The sequence below is a fragment of the Cryptosporangium arvum DSM 44712 genome, assembly GCF_000585375.1.
GTDB lineage: Bacteria > Actinomycetota > Actinomycetes > Mycobacteriales > Cryptosporangiaceae > Cryptosporangium > Cryptosporangium arvum.
On sequence record NZ_KK073874.1, the window covers coordinates 7,541,896 to 7,559,490 of the forward strand.

The window sequence follows — 17,595 nt, forward strand, 5'->3', positions numbered from 1 at the left end:
AAAGTACCACTTTGCAAAGCTAGCCCGGCGCCCCCACCAGGACGCGGACGATGGCCAGCGCCGTATCCACCTCGGGGGCGCCGCGGCCGAGCAGGTGCGCGTACATGTGGAAGTCGCAGACCCGCACGATCGCGACGGCGAGCGCGGGCACCGGGAGGGCCGGTGTGAGGCGCCCGGTGGCGCACTCCTGGTTCAGGAGTTCCTCGACCAGCGCCGCCGCCCGGTCCTCGATCGCGCCGGGCGTCGTCGCTAGCCGGATGAAGACCATCGGCTCGCGCTGGGTCAGCGCTTTGAGCCCGGGCGCGGCGAGGACGGCACGCATGAACCGCGCGATCACGTCGACGACGTACTCGGGACCGCCGGTGCTGTCGGCCGACCGGGCGGCCCGCTCGGCGACCCGGAACGTCCGCTCGGTGGCCTCGGCCAGCACGACGCCGAGCAACTCCTCGCGGTTGCCGACCCAGCGGTAGAGGGTGGCACGCCCGATACCCAGCTGGTGCGCGAGCGCGGACATGTCCACGGGCTCGCCGTCGAGGTACGCCCGGCCGGCGAGTGCGACGGCGTCCGCGGGCCCCTTGGCCTGGAGCACGGGCGCGGATCGCTCGGCCACTGGTTCTCCCCGGTCGCTCGGCTCTGCCCGGGCCATCGTAGTGGGACCGGTCACACCGCGGATCGGACTTCCGGTTGGCTCAGGCTGCGCTGACCGGCGCCGATGGGCTGAGGTGGACGCGGAACCCCCGACGACCGCGAGGAGCGACGTGAACGTCCGCGAGGTGATCCGAGGCTGGTCGCTCCTCCACCGCGTCCGCGGGGTCTTCCTTCTGTACGCCGTGTTCTGCGCGATCGGACCCCTCGTGCAGGTCGCCGGCTCGAGCCTGCTGGCACCGGCGCAGCGGACGCTGCTCGACGTCACCCTGGTGGCGTTGGTCGCCTGGTGGACGCTGCGGTGGCGGACCGGCGGGTTCCCCCGGGCGGCCGAACCGGCCGAGTGGGTGGTGGTCGGAGCGACGATCGCGTTCGGCACCGACAACGAAACCGCCGTCAACCTCGTCTTCGGCGCGCTCTGTTTCCGCACGTTCTACGGCAACGCGTGGGACCTGGTCCAGCGCATCGTCTGCGTGGAGGCCGCGATCCTGGTCGCCCCGCTGGTCCGCCGCGAGTTCACCCCGGACTTCCAGGGCCCGGCGCCCGCGCTGGGCGGGGCCGTCGCGGTGCTCTCGCTGCTCATGTTCGTCCTGAAGAACGCACTCGAGCAGCACGAACGGATGGTCGCCAGGGAGCGGATCCTGGCCCAGGGCGCCGCGGCGGTCGTGGCGGCGACCGACCGGCCGACGCTCTACCGGATCGCCACCGGTACCGCGCTCGGCCTGGCCGGCGAGGGCGACGGGGTCCGGACCACGCTGTCGCGCGGCGAGGGCCTGACCACCTGTATCCGCGCGGCGGACGGCGACGGCGTCGACGGTCTGGTCGGGCTCGAGGTGCACTACGACCGCATGCCGCCGCCGCTGCTGGAGCTGTTCCGCGAAGGGCGGCCGATCTACCTGGAAGGCGCCGAGTGCGCGCAGCTGACCGGCGTCACCAACACCGACATCCGGCGGGGCGGGCTATTCCTCGTCCCGCTGCGTACGGCGACCAAGTGGCTCGGCGCGATGTCGATCGGCGCCGACGGTCCGCTGCGGGCCGAGATCCGGGCCAGCATGGTCACCTGGGCGACCCAGGTGGCGTCCTCGCTGGAGACGCTGCAGCTCAACGAGGAGCTCACCCGGCAGGCCTTCCACGATTCACTCACCGGGCTGCCGAACCGGGCGCTCGTGCACGACCGGCTGCGGATGGCGCTCAACACCCGGTCGCAGGCCCGTCTGGTCGCGTTCATGTTGCTCGACCTGGACGGGTTCAAACAGGTCAACGACCAGTACGGACACCAGGCCGGGGACGAGTTGCTGTGCGAGGTCGCGAACCGGCTGGTCGGCTGCGTGCGCCAGAGCGACACGGTCGGAAGGCTCGGCGGCGACGAGTTCGCGGTGATCCTGCCCGGCGTGCACGACCAGGCGGAGGGGCTCAGGATCGCCGACCGGCTGGTCGAGTCGATCCGGACGCCGATCACGGCGGACGGCCACCCGGTCGTCGTCGGCGCGAGCATCGGCGTCGCGTTCGCCGAACACGGCACCGGCGGCGACCTCGACGAGCTGATGCGCGCGGCCGACACGGCGATGTACCAGGTGAAGGGCGCCGGCCGCGGCGGTTACTCGGTCGCGGACACGCCCGCGTTCACGGCCTAGCGACTTCCCAGAGCGCCGGAGCGGAGTCCGGCTCCCAGCCGCGGACCGACCGGTGCGGCTGCGAGCACCGGTAGGTGACCTCGTCGTAGACGACCTGGTCGCCGACCTGGTAGTCGACGCCGACGGTCCACTCCTTGGTCGCGGTGGCCGCGGCGGGGGGCGTGTTCGCCGCGTTCGTGGTGGCGCTGCCCGCGGTGCCACCGAACATCACGTCCGAGCACGCGTAGAGCGCCGCGTCGCTGTCGCGGTCTTCCCAGATCGTGTAGACCAGGTGCCGCCCGGAGCGTGCCGGCAGCGTGACCGGCACGCGGTAGTAGTTGTCGGCCCCGGGCTTGCCGGTCACCTCGGCGAGCGGCTTCTTCTCGAGGCTGTTCCAGGTGAGCGGCTTGGTCGGGTCGTAACCGGCCTTGGTCAGGTAGAAGCGCAGGACCCCGTCGTGTTCGCTGTCCATGCGGTAGGTGAACGTGTCCTTGCCGCGGCTCTTCAGGTTGGTCACCGGCCAGTCGTCCCGGGCCAGGTCGAGACCGCGGTACCGCTCGCGCCCCGCGCTGCACAGCCGGGTGTCGGGGATGACCTCGTGGTGCCGGTCGCCGACGTCGGCGACGCCGATGTCGGTCCCGTCGCCGAGACCGACCGCCGGTTCGTCGCCGTTGGCCGGGCGCACCTTGGCCGCCGCCCGGCACGCGGTGAAGGCCTCGGCGAACCGGTTACCGGGCCGACAGGTGTAACCGCGGCTCGACGGGGTGGTCGTCGTGCCCGCCGCGTCCTCACCCGACGGCCAGATCAGCACCAGCGAGCCGGCGACGACGACCGCGGCCGCCGCCACCGCGCCGGCCGCGATCAGGTGCAGCCGGGTAGGGCGGAATCGCGGCGACGGTGGTTCCTCGGGCGGTGGGGGCGCGTCGGCGTGGTGCCGGCCGGGCCCGACGACCGGTGCGGACGCCGGCGGCGGGGCCGGGGTCGCCACCGCGGCCGCACGCGCGATGAGCTTCGTGAGGTCGTTCGTCAGCTCGGTGGGGCCCCTCGCCGCCCTGCGGTGTGAACCGCGGGCCGACGGCTGGATCGAACTCGTCGACCTCGCTCGCCCGTCCATGGACTCCCGTCCCACCCCACCCAACCGTCGCGGCTGATGCTAGTGCACCGGAACGTCCCCGCGTCGTGCGTCTGATCCCTGCTCACCGACGTTGCCAACTACTGCACTTGGGTTGACGTGTGCGGCGGGCCACCAGTTCACCGATGCGCAGGTGGGTTTGCCGGTTCTGCGAAGGGAATGCCTGGGAGAAGCTGCGCGAAGGAGTAGAAGACGTGACGGAAACTGTGGTGCGCGAGATCGAGCGGAAGTACGAACTGCCGGCGGGGGTGGCGCTGCCGCCCCTCGACGACCTGCCCGGCGTCGAGGTGGACGTGGCCGCCGACGTCTTCGAGCTCGAGGCGGTCTACTTCGACACGTCGGACCTGCGGCTGGCGGCCCATCGGATCACGTTGCGCCGTCGGACCGGCGGCGACGACGCGGGCTGGCACCTCAAGCTGCCGGCCGGTCCCGACGGGCGCGACGAGATCCGCTGGCCGCTCGGGCGTGCGAGCCGGACCGTGCCGACCGAGCTGAAATCCCTCGTCACCGCGTACACCCGGGGTGCCGCGCTGACGCCGGTGGCCCGGATCAAGACCACCCGCACCCGGCGCCGGCTGCGTGACCCCGGCGGGGCGGTGCTGGCCGAGGTGGTCGCCGACGAGGTGGCCGGCCAGACGCTCGGCCAGGAGTCGACCGTCTCGTCGTGGTCGGAACTCGAGGTCGAACTGGCCGGCGGTCGCACCAAGCTGCTCGACACCGTCGAGAAGCGGCTGCGTGCGGCCGGAGTGCACCGCTCCGCGAGCGGATCCAAGCTCGCCCGGGTGCTGGCCGACCGGTTGCCCGACCCGGCAGCGCGGCCCTCCGGGCGTCCGAAGAAGAAGTCCGTGGGTGTCGTCGTCGTCGACCACCTGCGCGAGCAGGTCGCGACGATCCTCGAGTACGACCCGCGGGTACGGCGGGACGAGCCGGACTCGGTGCACAAGATGCGGGTGGCCACCCGCCGCCTGCGTTCGGCGCTGCGCACGTTCAAGTCGGTAGTGGACCGGGACGCCACCCGGCCGGTGGGCGACGAGCTGAAGTGGCTGGCCGGTGTGCTCGGCGGCGCGCGTGACCTGGAGGTGCTGCGCGAGAGCCTGGACCGCAAGATCGACGCGACGCCCGACGAGCTGGTCGTGGGCCCGGTGCGGGCGCGGGTCACCGGGCACCTGGCGCACCAGCAGGCGGAGGCGCGCGAGCGCGTGCTCGAGGCGCTGAACAGCAAACGGTACTTCGCGCTCCTCGACGCGCTCGACGAGCTGGCCGGGAACCCGCCGCTGACACCTGCGGCCGACGACCCGGCGGCCCGGGCGCTGCCGACGACGTTGCGGCGCGGCCACCGGCGGGTCGCGCGTGAGATCGGCGCCGCGGCCACGCTGCCGCCCGGCGAGCGGCGCGACCACCTGCTGCACGAGGCGCGGAAGTCGGCGAAGCGGGCGCGGTACGCGGCCGAGGCGTCCCAGCCGGCGCTGGGCAAGGTCGCGAAGAAGTTCGCGGGGGCGATGGAGGGCGTCCAGGAGGACCTCGGCGCGCACCAGGACAGCGTGGTGGCGCGCCAGGTGCTGCGTCAGCTGGGCATGCAAGCGCACCTGGCCGGGGAGAACGGCTTCACGTTCGGGCTGCTGCACCGGGGTGAGCAGGCGCTTGCCGACGCGGTCGAGGAACGCATCCCCGCGGTGCGTCGGGCCGTCCGCGCCGCCGGTCGGCGGTTGCGGTAAAAAGCCACGAGGTGGAACCGGGCGGTACTTAGCGGTACCGTCCGGGTTCCGGTCGTCCGGCGTTCAGAAAGGCCCCAGAGATGCGGTCGCGCTTCTTCGCTGTTCTGCTCGCGCTCGCCCTGGTGGCCGGTTGCACCAGTGAATCGGACGATCCTCCGGCCGCGAAGTCGGTCGACCTGACCACAAAGGTCGTCACGACGGAGAACGGCTCGCTGCGCGGGGCGAACGAGGCGGGCTACCGGTCGTTCCTCGGCGTCCCGTACGCGGCCCCGCCGGTCGGCAAGCTGCGCTGGATGCCCCCGGCCCCGGCCGCGAAGTGGAGCGGCGAGCGTAACGCCACCGAGGCCGGCGCCGCGTGCACCCAGCAGGGCAGCGTCGTCAGCGGCGGTGACTCCGGCAACGGCAGCACCACTGAGGACTGTCTGTACCTGAACGTCTACACCCCGACCGACGGCACGGCCCGCCGGACGCTGCCGGAGCAGGCCCGGAAGGGCGCGCTGCCGGTGATGGTCTGGATCCACGGCGGGAGTTACATCAACGGGGCGGGGTCGGACTACGGACCGGGGCGCCTGGTCACCGAGGGCGGCGTGATCGTCGTGACGATCAACTACCGTCTCGGCGCGCTCGGCTTCCTGGCACTGCCGGAGCTCAGCCGGGAGCAGCCGCTCGGGTCGGGCAACTACGGGCTGCTCGACCAGCAGGCCGCGCTGCGCTGGGTGCAGAAGAACATCGCGAACTTCGGTGGGGACGCGAAGAACGTCACGCTGTTCGGTGAGTCAGCCGGTGGCGGCAGCGTCTGCTCGCAACTGGTCTCGCCCGAGGCCGAAGGGCTGTTCGTCAAGGCGATCGCGGAGAGCGGCTGCGCGCTGCGCGGGCCGACCCAGTCGGTCGCGGAGACGACCGGGACGACGTTCGCGGCCTCGCTCGGCTGCCGCGGCGCGGCGGTGCTGACCTGCCTGCGCGGCAAGTCCGCGACGGAGATCCGGTCGGCGTCGAACGTCAGCGGCACGAGCCTCACCTACGCGCCGGCGACCGGCGGGCCGGTGCTGCCGTCCGACATCGAGACCGCGTTCAGCCGCGGAACGTTCAAGGACGTGCCACTGCTGCAGGGCACCAACCACGACGAAGGCCGGCTGTTCGTGCTCTCGCTGGGGCTGCAGAACGTCGGACCGGAGCTGTACGCCACCGCGGTGCGCCGCGCGGCCGGGACCCTGGCCCCGCAGATCATCGAGCGCTACCCGCTGTCGAAGTACGGCACGCCGGGTGACGCGCTCGGCGCGATCATCACCGACGCCACGTTCTCCTGCCCGGCGATCCGGACGAACACGTCGGCGGCGAAGCGCACCACCGTGTACGCGTACGAGTTCAACGACCCGAACGCGCCGCTGCCGAAGATCGGCAACTTCCCGCTGAAGGCCGCGCACGCCGCCGAGCTGCCGTACCTGTTCGACCTCGAGCGCCTCGGCGCGCTGCCCCCGACGGCACAGAAGCTCAGCAAGGAGATGGTGGCGTACTGGACGAGCTTCGCAATCGACGGCGACCCGAACACGGACGGAGCGCCGAAGTGGGAGAAGTTCGGGCCGGCGATGCAGGCACTCGTGCCGGAGGGCTCGAAGCCACTGCCGTCGACGTCGTTCACGGCCGACCACAACTGCGACTTCTGGGCCCAGCACCCGAAGCTCGCGCTGCGTTCCTAGCGGCCTAGCGGGTGCGCCCGCGCGGCTTCAGCGGGGTGGTGGGCAGCTCGGGGGCGTGCAGGGGCGGACCGTCGAAGCCGGTGACGGTCCCGAACGCCTCGTGCGTCTCCCACGCGGTGCGGGCGGCCACGATCTCGTCGTGGCCGCGGCCCACGAAGTTCCACCACATGACGATCTGCTCCGCGAACGGCTCGCCGCCGAGCAGCAGGGTGCGCCCGGCACCGGCGAACGTGAGCTCGGTGCGGCCGGTCCCGAGGTAGACGAGCGCACCCGCGGGTACCGCTTCGCCGTCGACGACCGGACCGTCCTCGAACGCCAGCACCGCGTACTCGAAGTCGGGACGCAGCTCGAGCGTGCCCGCGCCCAGGACCTCCGCCCCGACCAGCGGGGTGTACGTGCGTGCGGGCGAGGTGGCGCCTTCCAGTGTTCCCATCAGGACGGTGGCGGTTAGCGCGTCCTTGGCGACGACGGGCAGGTCGGCGTGGTGCGCGAACGCGGGCGCCGTCCGCGCGTCGCTCGCCGGGAGCGCGACCCAGAGCTGAGCGCCGTGCAGCACGGTCGCCGGTGACTCCTCGGAGTGCGAGATCCCGGCGCCGGCCGTCATCAGGTTCAGCTGACCCGGCCGGATCAGCTGCTCGGAGCCGATGCTGTCGCGGTGCAGCACCTCACCGCGCACCAGCCAGCTGACCGTCTGCAGCCCGATGTGCGGGTGCGGCGGCACGCGCATGGTGGCTTCCTCGGGCCCGTAATGGTCGACGAAACACCAGGCGCCGACCATCCGGCGGTGCTTGTGGGGCAGCGTGCGCGACACCGCCATGCCGCGCGGCCCGCCGAGCACGACGTCCCGGCCGATCAGCAGTTCGTGGGTCGGGGCGCCGACGGCTTCGCCACCGCACGTCGCCTCGGCGGGAGCCGGATCGAGGTTGCTCACGCCGCCGAGCGTACGTCGCGGCGTCGGGTTCGGCGGCCGCGACGCCCGACGGTCGTCGGATGACCGGTGGCCTGCGTGGATGTCACGATTTCCGGGCCGTTGCGCCTCAGCGAGGAGGACCTGCCGTGACCTACGCTTTCGACCCCGAACTGGCCGCCGTGATCCCGATGCTGCCGAACGTCGACGCGAGCGACCTCGACGCCGTGCGGGCCTCGACCGAGTCGATGCTGGCGCTGATCGCACCAGTGGGTGACCCGCCGGTCGACGTCCGGGACCTCGAGGTGCCGGGCCCCGACGGTGCGCCGGACGTCCGGCTGCGGATCTTCTCGCCCCGCGGGCGCACCGAGGCGCCGGTCCCGGCGATCTACGACATCCACGGCGGCGGGTTCATCCTCGGCTCGGTGGACATCGACGACCAGGCCAACACGCGGTTCTGCGAGGAGCTCGGCGTCGTCGTGGTGAGCGTGGAGTACCGGCTCGCGCCGGAGGACCCGTTCCCGGCCGGGCTGGAGGACTGCTACGCCGGTCTGGTCTGGGTCCGGGCCCACGCCGACGAGCTGGGGATCGACGCCGCCCGCATCGCGGTGCACGGGATCAGCGCCGGTGGCGGGCTGGCCGCCGCGCTCGCGCTGCTGTGCCGGGACCGCGGCGGGCCGGAGCTCGTGTTCCAGTACCTCGGTGTCCCCGAGGTCGACGACCGGCTGGCGACGCAGAGCATGACCGAGTTCGTCGACACCCCGCTCTGGAACCGGCCGAACGCGATCGTGAGCTGGGACTCCTACCTCGGGGCCGGCCGGCGCGGCGGTACCGGCGTGAGCGAGTACGCGGCCCCGGCACGCGCCACCGACCTGCGCGGCCTGCCCCCGGCGTACGTGTCGGCGATGGAGTTCGACCCGCTGCGCGACGAGAGCGTGGCGTACGCGTTGGCGCTGGTGGCGGCGGGCGTGAGCGTCGAGCTGCACCTGTTCCCGGGCACGTTCCACGGCTCGGGGCTGGTGGCCACGGCCGAGGTGTCGAAGCGGGAGTCGGCGGAGGCGGTGGCCGTGCTCCGCAAGGCGCTGCGGCTCTAGGTCAGCTGCGCGATCGCGTCGATCAGGAGCCAGACGCCGAAGAGGAAGAACAACGCGGCCGCGCCGTACTTGATGACCTTCTCCGGGAGGTGCTTACCGAGCTTGCGGCCGACGAGGATCGCCAGCGCGTCGGCGGCCACCATGCCGACGGTGGAGCCGAGCCAGGTGCCGAACCAGCCGTACTGGGTGGCCAGCGTGATCGTGGCGAGCATCGTCTTGTCACCGAGCTCGGCCAGGAAGAAGGCGACCGAGGCGGCGAAGATCGCCGACTTGGTCGTCTTCTCGGCCTTCGAGCGCTCCTCGTCGGTGAGCGTGTCGCCGCGCAGCGTCCACGCGCCGAACACCAGGAACGCGATCGCCGCGACGAGCGCGATCCAGCCGGTCGGCAGCGTCGCGCCGAGCCCGTACCCGACGGCGACCGACACCGCGTGCACGATCGCGGTGGCGATCGTGATGCCGATCAGCACCGGCAGGGCGCGGAACTTCGTGGCGAACGTCAGCGCCATGAGCTGCGACTTGTCGCCGAGTTCGGCGACGAAGATGACGCCGAAGCTCACGGCCGTAGCCACCAGGAATCCAGTCACGAAACACCTTCCGGTCTTCAGCCGGATCCAGGTGCGCGCACGACCTCGACCCGGCGTTCATCACGCCTGAGTCGAAGGTCTCGCTCGCCCGTGCGGGCCGCGCGGCCGGAAGCGCTGGCGCTTCAGTATGTCGACCGCGACATTGGGAGCTACTCCCCTTCGCACCGACGACGTTATCAGGCCGCCCTCGCCCCACCCACCGCACCGGACGCGACTCCGCTCACATCTCCACCCCCCGGCGGAGTCCTCAGCCGAGCGCGCCGGCGTCCACCGCGCGGTGCAGGATCAGCGGTGCGATCCAGGCGGCGCCGGACGGGGAGAAATGGAGGCCGTCGGGGCGCGGGCGGCGGCCCCCGACCTCGTCGGTGCAGACGCCACCGGGACAGACGAGGTCGGCGACCGAGATGACCGTGACCCGGCCGGGGAACGCGGTGGCCATCGAGCGGCGCAGCGCGTTGTACTGCTCGGCCCCGGGATCACGCAGCTGGTCGCGGCAGGTCTCGGGCGAGTTGCCGAGCCGTCGGCACAGCGAATCGGCCGCCGGGATCGGTTCGATGAGCACGACGTGGGCCCGGCCGGCGGTCAGCCGCCCCAGCGCGACGACGAGCCGGCTCCGCACGTACGCGAGGTGGGCCGCCGACCCCGGGCGGACGACGACCCCGTCGGGCCGGCGCACCGGCTGGTTCTCCCACCGGGAGTGCACCAGGATCAGCGTCGGGTCGAAGTTCGCGACGAGCTCGCGCTGCATCGGAGGGACGACCTCGGGACACCGCCGGCCCGCGCGGTAGGTCGATCCGTCGGGCTCCACCATCAGCAGCCCGGCGACCGAACAGGAACTGACCGCGCTGTCGGCGTAACCCCAGCCCTGCGCGTCCGCGACCTGGCGCAGCCCCGGCGCCAGGCTCCTGGCGACCGAGTCCCCGGCCGTCGCCAGCCGGATCGCCGAGGGCGACGAGGCGGCCGCGAGCAGCTGCGGCTTGGCGCCGGGCTCGGCCGGCTCCCCCACCAGCGGCGGCGCCGCACCCGTCGTGGCCACGACGACGACCGCGAGCGCGCTCGCGACCGCACCCGACGCGACCAGGAACGCTCCGGGCCGCGCGAAGCGGTTGCGGCGCACCGGGAGCTCGATCAGGTGATAGGACGCGAGGGCGAGGACGGCGGTGAGCGCGAGCTTCGCGGCGACGCCTCCCGCACCCGGGAGCGGCTCCAGCCAGCAGAACACCGGCCAGTGCCAGAGATAGAGCGAGTACGAGCGCCGCCCCAGCCACGGCAGCGGCGCCACGCGGAAGAGACGGCCGACGAGCCCGTCCGGAGCGACCGCGACCGCGCCCACCAGCACGGTCGCGACCAGCGCCAGGCCGAATCCCGCGCCGCGGTAGTACCCGGGCGCCTCGTCGCTCACCACCGCGAACGCGACCGCCAGCACGACCGGGGCCGGGAGCGCGAGCCACCCCAGCAGCCGCACCCACCGGTCGCGGCCCGGGCCGAGCAGCACGATCGCCAGCCCGGCACCGGCGAGCAACGCGTGCACACGCGTATCGGTGCCGTAGTACGCCCGCGACGGGTCCGGCGCGTACGAGTACCCCATCCACGCGGCCGAGGCGCACGCCACCACCAGGGCGGTGGCGAGCAGCGCGCGGCGCCGACGCACGAACCCCGCGACCACGATCGGCCAGACCAGGTAGAACTGCTCCTCGACCGCCAGCGACCAGGCGTGACGCAACGGCGACGGCGGAGCGAACGCGTCGACGTACGACTGCCCCGACACCACGAACCGCCAGTTCGCCGCCTGCAACACGGTCCACACGCCGTCGAGGCGCAACGGCCCGAGCCGGTCGGGCGTCATCGTGAACGCCCCGACGACCGCCACCACGGCCACCATCACCAACGCCGCCGGCAACAGGCGACGGGCCCGCCGGGTCAGGAAATCCACCAGGTCGACGCGGCCGTCGGCACCGGCCCGGGTGAGCAGCAACGTCGTGATCAGGAACCCCGAGAGCGCGAAGAACACGTCGACGCCGAGGAACCCGCCGGGCAGCCAGGAGGCTCCGAGGTGGTAGACGAGCACGGCGACCACGGCGACTGCGCGGACACCGTCCAGCCCGGGCTGGTACGAGTAGGAACGGGTGATCGATTTCACACCGGTATCCGCGTCGATTACTGAGAATTCACGCTTCGCTGAGTGATTTACGCTGACTCTTGTAACGTTTTGCCACTTATGCATCGAATTTGAGACTAGTGAGATCACCCGATCCGTGACGTCCCTCGGCACTCATCCGTATCGGTGGTGCGCACCTCGTCCGGACCGCTGCACCCACGCGCGCGGCGGGCAATTGGCGCCGATTACGACTAATTGATTCAGCTATTTACCCGGCGCAATTCCACCGCAATTAAGCACGCCATCGACGAACGGTGTCGCACGGCGCGAAGCCGCTGGCAGACGCCGAGCAAACGGTGATTACCGCCTCCATGGCGGGGTAGTCCTAAATTTGTCGTATCGCGCGCCGACAGTTCCATCGGCGGCTGTATCGGGGTGAACGGCAAGGGGCGAAGCCGAGTGGGCGCAGGCCGGAGGAGCAGCACACCGTGGACCACGGTGGGCTTGATCGTTGGCGTCGCCCTCCTCCTGGTCTCGGTCGGCACGATCGGCGCCGGCTGGGCGATCAGCGAGCGCTACGAGAAGAACATCAAGCGCGCCGACCTGCTCGGCGACGTCCCGATGACCGCACGCACCGACGACACCGGCTCGACGTACGACCCGGCGGAGACCGGCATCGTCGGCCCGCTGAACTTCCTCGTGCTCGGCTCCGACACCCGCACCGCCGACCCGACCGTGCAGGCCGACACCGTCGGCGAGCGGTCGGACACGATCATGGTCATCCACGTCACCGCGGACCTGCAGAGCGCGTACGTGATCTCGATCCCGCGGGACAGCTACGTCGACGTGCCCGCCGGCGGCGCCTGGCAGGGCGGCAAGAACAAGATCAACTCCGCGTTCTCGTTCGGCGGCGCCCCGCTCGCGGCCAAGGCCGTCTACAAGCTGACCGGGCTTCCGCTCGACGGCGCGGTCGTCATCGACTTCAACGGCGTCCGCACGATGGTGAACGCCGTCGGCGGTGTCCGGGTGTGCACCACGTACGCCGTGCGTTCGATCCACACCGAGCGGGTGTGGAAAGCCGGTTGCAACCACATGGGCGGCGACTCCGCCCTGGACTTCATGCGTCAGCGGTACAACGTGCCCGGCAGCGACTTCGGCCGGATCCACAACCAGCAACTGGTGCTCCAGTCGCTGCTGAGCCGGGCGGTGAGCCGCGGCACGCTGACCAACCCCCTGCGTTTCGACGCGTTCCTCCGGGCCGCGACGAGCTCGATCACCGTCGACGACAACATGGACGTGCAGGCACTGGCCCTCGCGCTGCGGCACCTGCGGCCGGAGAACATGACGTTCGCGACGCTGCCGCACACCACCGACTCGCTCTGGACGCCGTACGGCACCGCGGTCGGGGTGGACCAGAAGGCCGCGGCCGACCTGTTCGCCGCGGTCAACGAGGACCGGCTCCCCGAGTGGCAGGAAACGCGGAACGCGCAGACCACGAGCCTGGTTCAGGGCGCTCCCACGCCCGGCGGCGCCCCGACGCCGCTACCGGTCAACTGAGCAGCGTGTCGCGGGCCCGGTCGACCGACGTCTCGACCAGGTCGGAGCGGAACGCGCAGAGCGTCAGCGTGAAGCGGGCGACGCCGTGTTCGGGCGCCACCAGCCGGATCGTGCTCCCCCGGCTCTCGTAGGCGCCGACCAGGCTGTCCAGGAGCCGGACGCCCGCGCTGTCGAGGAACGTCACCGCGGACAGGTCGAGCACGACCGCGGGCAGTTCGATGGTGCGGCGCAGGACCGTCTCGCCCAGCGCCGGCGCGGTGCCGAGGTCGATCTCCCCCACGAACGACACCAGCGCCCCGGGAGGTTCGTCCTCGGCCAGCTCCTGGAACGACACGGTCGCCGCGGCCGGCGGTGCGCTCCGGCCCTCCAGTACTTCGTCCCCCGTCACGGCCCCACCCACCTCACCCGGCGTGACATCGTCACAGTGGTTCCGGTCGTCGCCCGGTCGACCGTCACCTCGTCCATCAGACGCTTCATCAGCATGAGCCCCCGCCCGCGATCCGGCGGCGTCTCCCGAGGCTGCCACAGACCGCCGTCACCGATCGTCACGTCGACCCGCTCGTCGACGATCGACGCCGAAATCGTGACCGTTCCGGTCGCCGCCACCTCCGGGTTGCGGTAGCCGTGCTCGATCGCGTTGCCGATCGCCTCCGAGCAAGCCAGCACGATCGCGAACCCGTCGTGCCGGTCGACGTCGTGGTCGGTGAGCCAAGCCCGCAGCCGGTGACGCACGCCGGTGAGCTCGGCCAGGTCCGCCGGGACCTGCTCCTCGAACGGCGTCGACTCGGCGAGCGACACGGCAAGCAGGCAGACGTCGTCGCGCCCGGCCTCGTCACGCAGCATCGCGTCGGCGATGCCGTGCACGATCGTGGTCGCCGCCGCGTTGCGGTGGCGCTGCATCTCCTCGCGAAGCAGTTCCAGACCGCGCCAGATCAGCCGGCCCCGCCGCTCGACCAGCCCGTCGGTGTAGAGCAGCAGACGCGCGCCCGGCATCAACCGGATCTCCGCCTCCGACCGGCCGGGCTGGCCGGAGTACGCGTCCAGTGGCGTCGACCGGCCGTCCCACAGGTACCGCGCTTCCTCGTCGCCCTGGATGATCAACGGCGGGAAGTGCCCGGCACAGGCGTAGCGGACGTGCCCGGTACGCGGGTTCAGCTCGAGGTAGACGAGCGTCGCCATCCGACCGGCGTCGAACTGGCCGACGAACTTGTCGAGCTGGCCGAGCAGCGCGGAGGGCCCCAGACCGGCCCCGGCCAACGCGCGGATCGCGCTGCGGATCTGGCCCATCGCGCTCGCCGCGGTGAGCCCGCGGCCGACGACGTCACCGACCACGATGCCGATCTTGTCGTCACCGAGCTCGAACGCGTCGTACCAGTCGCCGCCGACCTCGAGGTTCTCCATCGCCGGCCGGTAGTGGGTGGCGATGCGCAGCCCCTGCCGCTTGGGCAGCCCGCCGGAGAGCAGGCTGCGCTGCAGCGTGTACGCCACCTCGCGCTCCTGCTCGTACCGCCGGGCGTTGTCGAGCGCGAGCGCCGCGGTGGCCGCCACCTCGGAGCAGAACGCCACTTCGTCGACGCTGAACGCCCGCTCGTAGCGCCCGAGGACCAGCGCGCCGAGCGTCCGCCCCGACGCGCGGAGCGGGAGCGCGAGCCACCAGTTCGCCGGACGCGGGCCGGACGGAGCGATCGGCTGCCGCTCGGCCAGCAGCTTCGGCCGGGTGCCGCTGACGACCTGCGCGATGAGATCGCCGGCCCGGCCGGGCTCGATGCCGATGAGGTTGCCGGTGGTCTCGGACGCCCCGGCCGCGCGCGACTCGGCCAGCCGCCGGTTGCCCTCGGTCTCCACGAACTCGACGCTCGCGACCTCGGCGAGCTCCCGGGTGACGAGGTCCACGAGCCGTTGCGCCCGGTCGACCAGCCGGACCGTCTCCTCGAGCGACCGGCTGGTGGTAGCCAGGAAGTCCGACCGCGCGGCGGATTTGGTGGCCTCCGCGTGCAGCGCGGCCCGCTCCAGGGCCTGCCCGCCCTGGCGCCCGAGCGCGTGCAGCAGTTCCCGGTCGTCGTCCGAGAGTTGACGGGTCTCGACGCACCCCGCGGCCAGGACGCCGACGCGGTGATCGCCGACGTCGAGCGGGATCACCACGAGCGACCCCGTGTTCGTGCGCTCCATCGCGGCCGCGATCAGCGGGTGCCGGAACCGGATCGACTCGGTCGAGTCGAACAGGATCGGCCCGCGACGGCGCATCGAGAACGTCTCCGGGTCGGGCAGCGGGATCCGGGTCAGCTCGTCGAAGTCGCCGATGTTGACGGCCGCGATCTGCAGCAGGCCGTGCGTGGAGAGCGTGGCCGCGGCGGCCAGCCCGTCGTTGCCGAGCGCCTCGTCCACCTCGGTCGCCTGCGCGACTTCGCGCCGGTCCAGCAGCCACAGCCCCGCCCGGTCGCCGTGGAGCGCGTTGATCGCGGCGTCGACCAGGACACGGCCGACCTCGGCGAGATCACCGGCGGCGGCCAGCTCCGCGGCGACGCCCTGGAGGGTGCGGACGCGTTCCTCCGACCGCTCGGCGCGCCGACGCTGGACCAGCAGCTCCTCCTCGTAGCGGCGCCGGTCGGTCGCTCCGAACACGGTGGTGCGGATCCAGCGCGGTTCCCCGACCGCGTCGCGGTCGAGCACGGCGTTGACCAGCACGGGTAGCCGCTGGCCGGACGGGTCGCGGATGTCGACCGCGATCTCGCGCACGGCGCCCTGCATGAGCAGCAGCGGCGAGTAGTGCGTCTCGTAGTAGATCTGGTCGCCGGGTGCGAGCAGGTCCTGGAACCGGATCCGCCCGACGAGGTCTTCGGCGCGGAAGCCGGTGGACGTCAGGAAGTGCTGGTTGACCTGGGCGATGAGGCCGTGGGGGTCGGTGATGACGAAGCCGCAGGGCGCTTGGTCGAGGGGCCCGCCCCCGTCAGCCCCGCCCGAGTCCCCGTTCCCGCCTCCACCCGGACCACCGTGCTGCCGCCCGCCGTGGTGCCGCCCACCGTGCTGCCGCCCGCCGTGTTGCCGCCCGCCGTCGCCCGGGCTGGCGGCGCCCGGGTTGGCGGCACCCGAGCCGGCGGCACCCGAGCCGGTGGCGCTCGAACCGGAGCCGCTGAGACCCGCGCCGCTCGAGCCCGTCCTGGCCGGGCTCGCGCCGCCGGAGCCGGTGCCGCTGCCGTTTGGGCCCACGCCGCCGCTGGAGCCGGAGCCTCTCGGGCCGGAGGCGTTCAGGCCCGTGCCGTTGAAGCCAGCGCCACTCGGGCCGGCATCGATCGGGCCCGCCTCGTTGGAGCCGGTGCCGCTCAGCCCGGTGCCGCTCGGCGCAACGGCATCGCTCGAGCCCGCGCTGTCGGAGCCGGTGCCGTTCGGCCTGGTGCCACTCGGGGCAACATCGCTCGGATCGGTGCCGTTCGGGGCTGCACCGCTCGGATCAGCGTCGCTCGGCCCGGGGTCGCTCGGGGTGAGGTCGCTCGGGGCGCCGGTCGCCGGGGGGTCGTCCGGCGGATCGGGTGGGGTCGGCGGACCGAGGGGGGCCGGGTCGATGGCGGCTGGGCGGCGGCGACCGCGCGCGCCCGACCGGCGCCGGCCGGTACCCGCGTGCGCCGCTGCCAACTCAGCAGCCGAATTGGACCGCTCCGGCGTCTCCACTCGGCAACCCCTCCGAATTCGTCAGAGTCAGCAGAAACCCTGCATGGCGGCGATCGTCTCGGCCGGTGCGCTCAGGTGCGGGCAGTGGCCCGTGGCCGAGAGCAGCACGTACTCGCTCTCCGGCAAGTGCGCGTGAACGTACTGACCGACGACCTCGGGCGCGATGACGTCCGCCGTGCACTGCAACACCAGCGACCGCACCGGCACCTTCGGCAGATCGGCCCGGTTGTCGCTGAAGAACGTGACCCGTGCGAACTGCCGGGCGATCGAGGGATCGGTGCGGCAGAAGCTGTTGGTCAGCTCGTCACCGAGCTCCGGCCGCTCGCCGTTGCCCATGATCACCGGCGCCATCGCGCTCGACCATCCCAGGTAGTTGCTGTCCATCGAGTCGAGTAAACCGTGCAGGTCCTCACTGCGAAAACCGCCGACGTATCCGCTTGAGTCATCGTCGAGGTAGCGCGGCGACGGCCCGATCATCACGAGGCTCTGGAAGCGGTGCGGCTGCTGGATCGCGGCCAACGCGCCGATCATCGAACTCACCGAGTGCCCGACGAACACGACCGATTCGAGCTCCAGCGCCGCCAGGACGTCGAGCAGGTCCTCCGCGTACCCGCCCAGCGAGTCGTACCGCTCCCGGTCGTAGGCGGCGAGCTCCGACTTGCCGTGCCCGACGTAATCGAACAGCACGATGCGGTACCGGTCGGCGAAGGCCGGCGTCAGGTACCGCCACATCGACTGATCGCAGCCGAAGCCGTGCGCGAACACCATCGCGGGGCCGCCTTCGCGGCCGGCCAGTTGGACGTGGTTCCTGCTCAGGATGCTCATCTCGACTCGCAATCGGTCGGAGCGGCGGAGGGGGTTCGGGGCAGTGAGGGAGGTGCTACCCA

Annotated in this window: 13 protein-coding genes; 5 read left to right on the forward strand and 8 right to left on the reverse strand. The window is 72.1% G+C overall.

The features are described 5' to 3' along the window. Positions 1-19 precede the first annotated feature (19 nt). Positions 20-610, reverse strand: coding sequence for a QsdR family transcriptional regulator (locus CRYAR_RS34260; protein ID WP_211247772.1), 591 nt, complete (start codon positions 608-610; stop codon positions 20-22). 148 nt (positions 611-758) lie between these two features. Between CRYAR_RS34260 and CRYAR_RS48265 the strand changes: the two genes are divergently transcribed. Continuing rightward, positions 759-2,279: a GGDEF domain-containing protein gene (locus CRYAR_RS48265; RefSeq protein WP_211247773.1), complete on the forward strand. Its 1,521-nt coding sequence runs from the start codon at positions 759-761 to the stop codon at positions 2,277-2,279. Here CRYAR_RS48265 and CRYAR_RS34270 read toward each other — a convergent pair. Next, entirely contained in the window at positions 2,269-3,372 is a 1,104-nt protein-coding gene (locus tag CRYAR_RS34270) for a lytic polysaccharide monooxygenase (protein WP_051571315.1), read from the reverse strand. The two genes, CRYAR_RS48265 and CRYAR_RS34270, sit on opposite strands and share 11 nt — an antisense overlap. Before the next feature lie 212 nt (positions 3,373-3,584). Here CRYAR_RS34270 and CRYAR_RS34275 point away from each other — a divergent pair, with 212 nt between their 5' ends. After that, positions 3,585-5,105 carry a CYTH and CHAD domain-containing protein gene (locus CRYAR_RS34275; protein ID WP_051571316.1) on the forward strand — a complete coding sequence of 507 codons (1,521 nt, stop codon included), beginning with the start codon at positions 3,585-3,587 and terminating at the stop codon, positions 5,103-5,105. An 80-nt stretch (positions 5,106-5,185) separates the two neighbouring features. Next, positions 5,186-6,802 (forward strand): carboxylesterase/lipase family protein, encoded by a 1,617-nt coding sequence (locus tag CRYAR_RS34280; RefSeq protein ID WP_035857347.1) that lies wholly within the window; start codon positions 5,186-5,188, stop codon positions 6,800-6,802. 4 nt (positions 6,803-6,806) lie between these two features. On the opposite strand, the gene CRYAR_RS34285 is transcribed toward CRYAR_RS34280, so the two are convergent. Beyond that, positions 6,807-7,733 (reverse strand): pirin family protein, encoded by a 927-nt coding sequence (locus CRYAR_RS34285; RefSeq protein ID WP_035857349.1) that lies wholly within the window; start codon positions 7,731-7,733, stop codon positions 6,807-6,809. 125 nt (positions 7,734-7,858) lie between these two features. On the opposite strand from CRYAR_RS34285, the gene CRYAR_RS34290 reads away from it, so the two are divergent. Further along, entirely contained in the window at positions 7,859-8,803 is a 945-nt protein-coding gene (locus CRYAR_RS34290; protein WP_035857350.1) for an alpha/beta hydrolase, read from the forward strand. Here the strand turns inward: CRYAR_RS34290 and CRYAR_RS34295 are convergent. Together CRYAR_RS34295 and CRYAR_RS34300 are read right to left on the reverse strand one after the other, a co-directional pair. Next, positions 8,800-9,387, reverse strand: a complete 588-nt coding sequence (locus CRYAR_RS34295; protein WP_035857353.1) for a TMEM165/GDT1 family protein — start codon at positions 9,385-9,387, stop codon at positions 8,800-8,802. The genes CRYAR_RS34290 and CRYAR_RS34295 overlap by 4 nt on opposite strands. Positions 9,388-9,634: 247 nt before the next feature. Beyond that, the gene (locus tag CRYAR_RS34300; RefSeq protein WP_035857354.1) at positions 9,635-11,527 is read right to left on the reverse strand and encodes an acyltransferase family protein; all 1,893 of its coding nucleotides are present in this window, start codon (positions 11,525-11,527) and stop codon (positions 9,635-9,637) included. A gap of 456 nt (positions 11,528-11,983) precedes the next feature. Between CRYAR_RS34300 and CRYAR_RS34305 the strand changes: the two genes are divergently transcribed. Further along, positions 11,984-13,042: an LCP family protein gene (locus tag CRYAR_RS34305; RefSeq protein ID WP_051571317.1), complete on the forward strand. Its 1,059-nt coding sequence runs from the start codon at positions 11,984-11,986 to the stop codon at positions 13,040-13,042. Here CRYAR_RS34305 and CRYAR_RS34310 read toward each other — a convergent pair. From CRYAR_RS34310 to CRYAR_RS34320, 3 genes are all read right to left on the reverse strand, one after another. Continuing rightward, positions 13,035-13,430, reverse strand: coding sequence for an STAS domain-containing protein (locus tag CRYAR_RS34310; protein ID WP_211247774.1), 396 nt, complete (start codon positions 13,428-13,430; stop codon positions 13,035-13,037). The genes CRYAR_RS34305 and CRYAR_RS34310 overlap by 8 nt on opposite strands. Next, complete coding sequence (locus CRYAR_RS34315) at positions 13,427-16,249, reverse strand: SpoIIE family protein phosphatase (RefSeq protein ID WP_169745122.1); 2,823 nt, start codon at positions 16,247-16,249, stop codon at positions 13,427-13,429. The genes CRYAR_RS34310 and CRYAR_RS34315 overlap by 4 nt, the downstream gene beginning before the upstream one ends. A 486-nt stretch (positions 16,250-16,735) precedes the next feature. Next, positions 16,736-17,533 (reverse strand): alpha/beta fold hydrolase, encoded by a 798-nt coding sequence (locus CRYAR_RS34320; RefSeq protein ID WP_035857356.1) that lies wholly within the window; start codon positions 17,531-17,533, stop codon positions 16,736-16,738. Between the last annotated feature and the right edge of the window lie 62 nt (positions 17,534-17,595).

Bases quoted from the DNA above. Each gene is read 5' to 3' on its own strand.
- CRYAR_RS34270 (WP_051571315.1), bottom strand. From the start codon at position 3,372: ATGGACGGGCGAGCGAGGTCGACGAGTTCGATCCAGCCGTCGGCCCGC.
- CRYAR_RS34280 (WP_035857347.1), top strand. From the start codon at position 5,186: ATGCGGTCGCGCTTCTTCGCTGTTCTGCTCGCGCTCGCCCTGGTGGCC.
- CRYAR_RS34320 (WP_035857356.1), bottom strand. From the start codon at position 17,533: ATGAGCATCCTGAGCAGGAACCACGTCCAACTGGCCGGCCGCGAAGGC.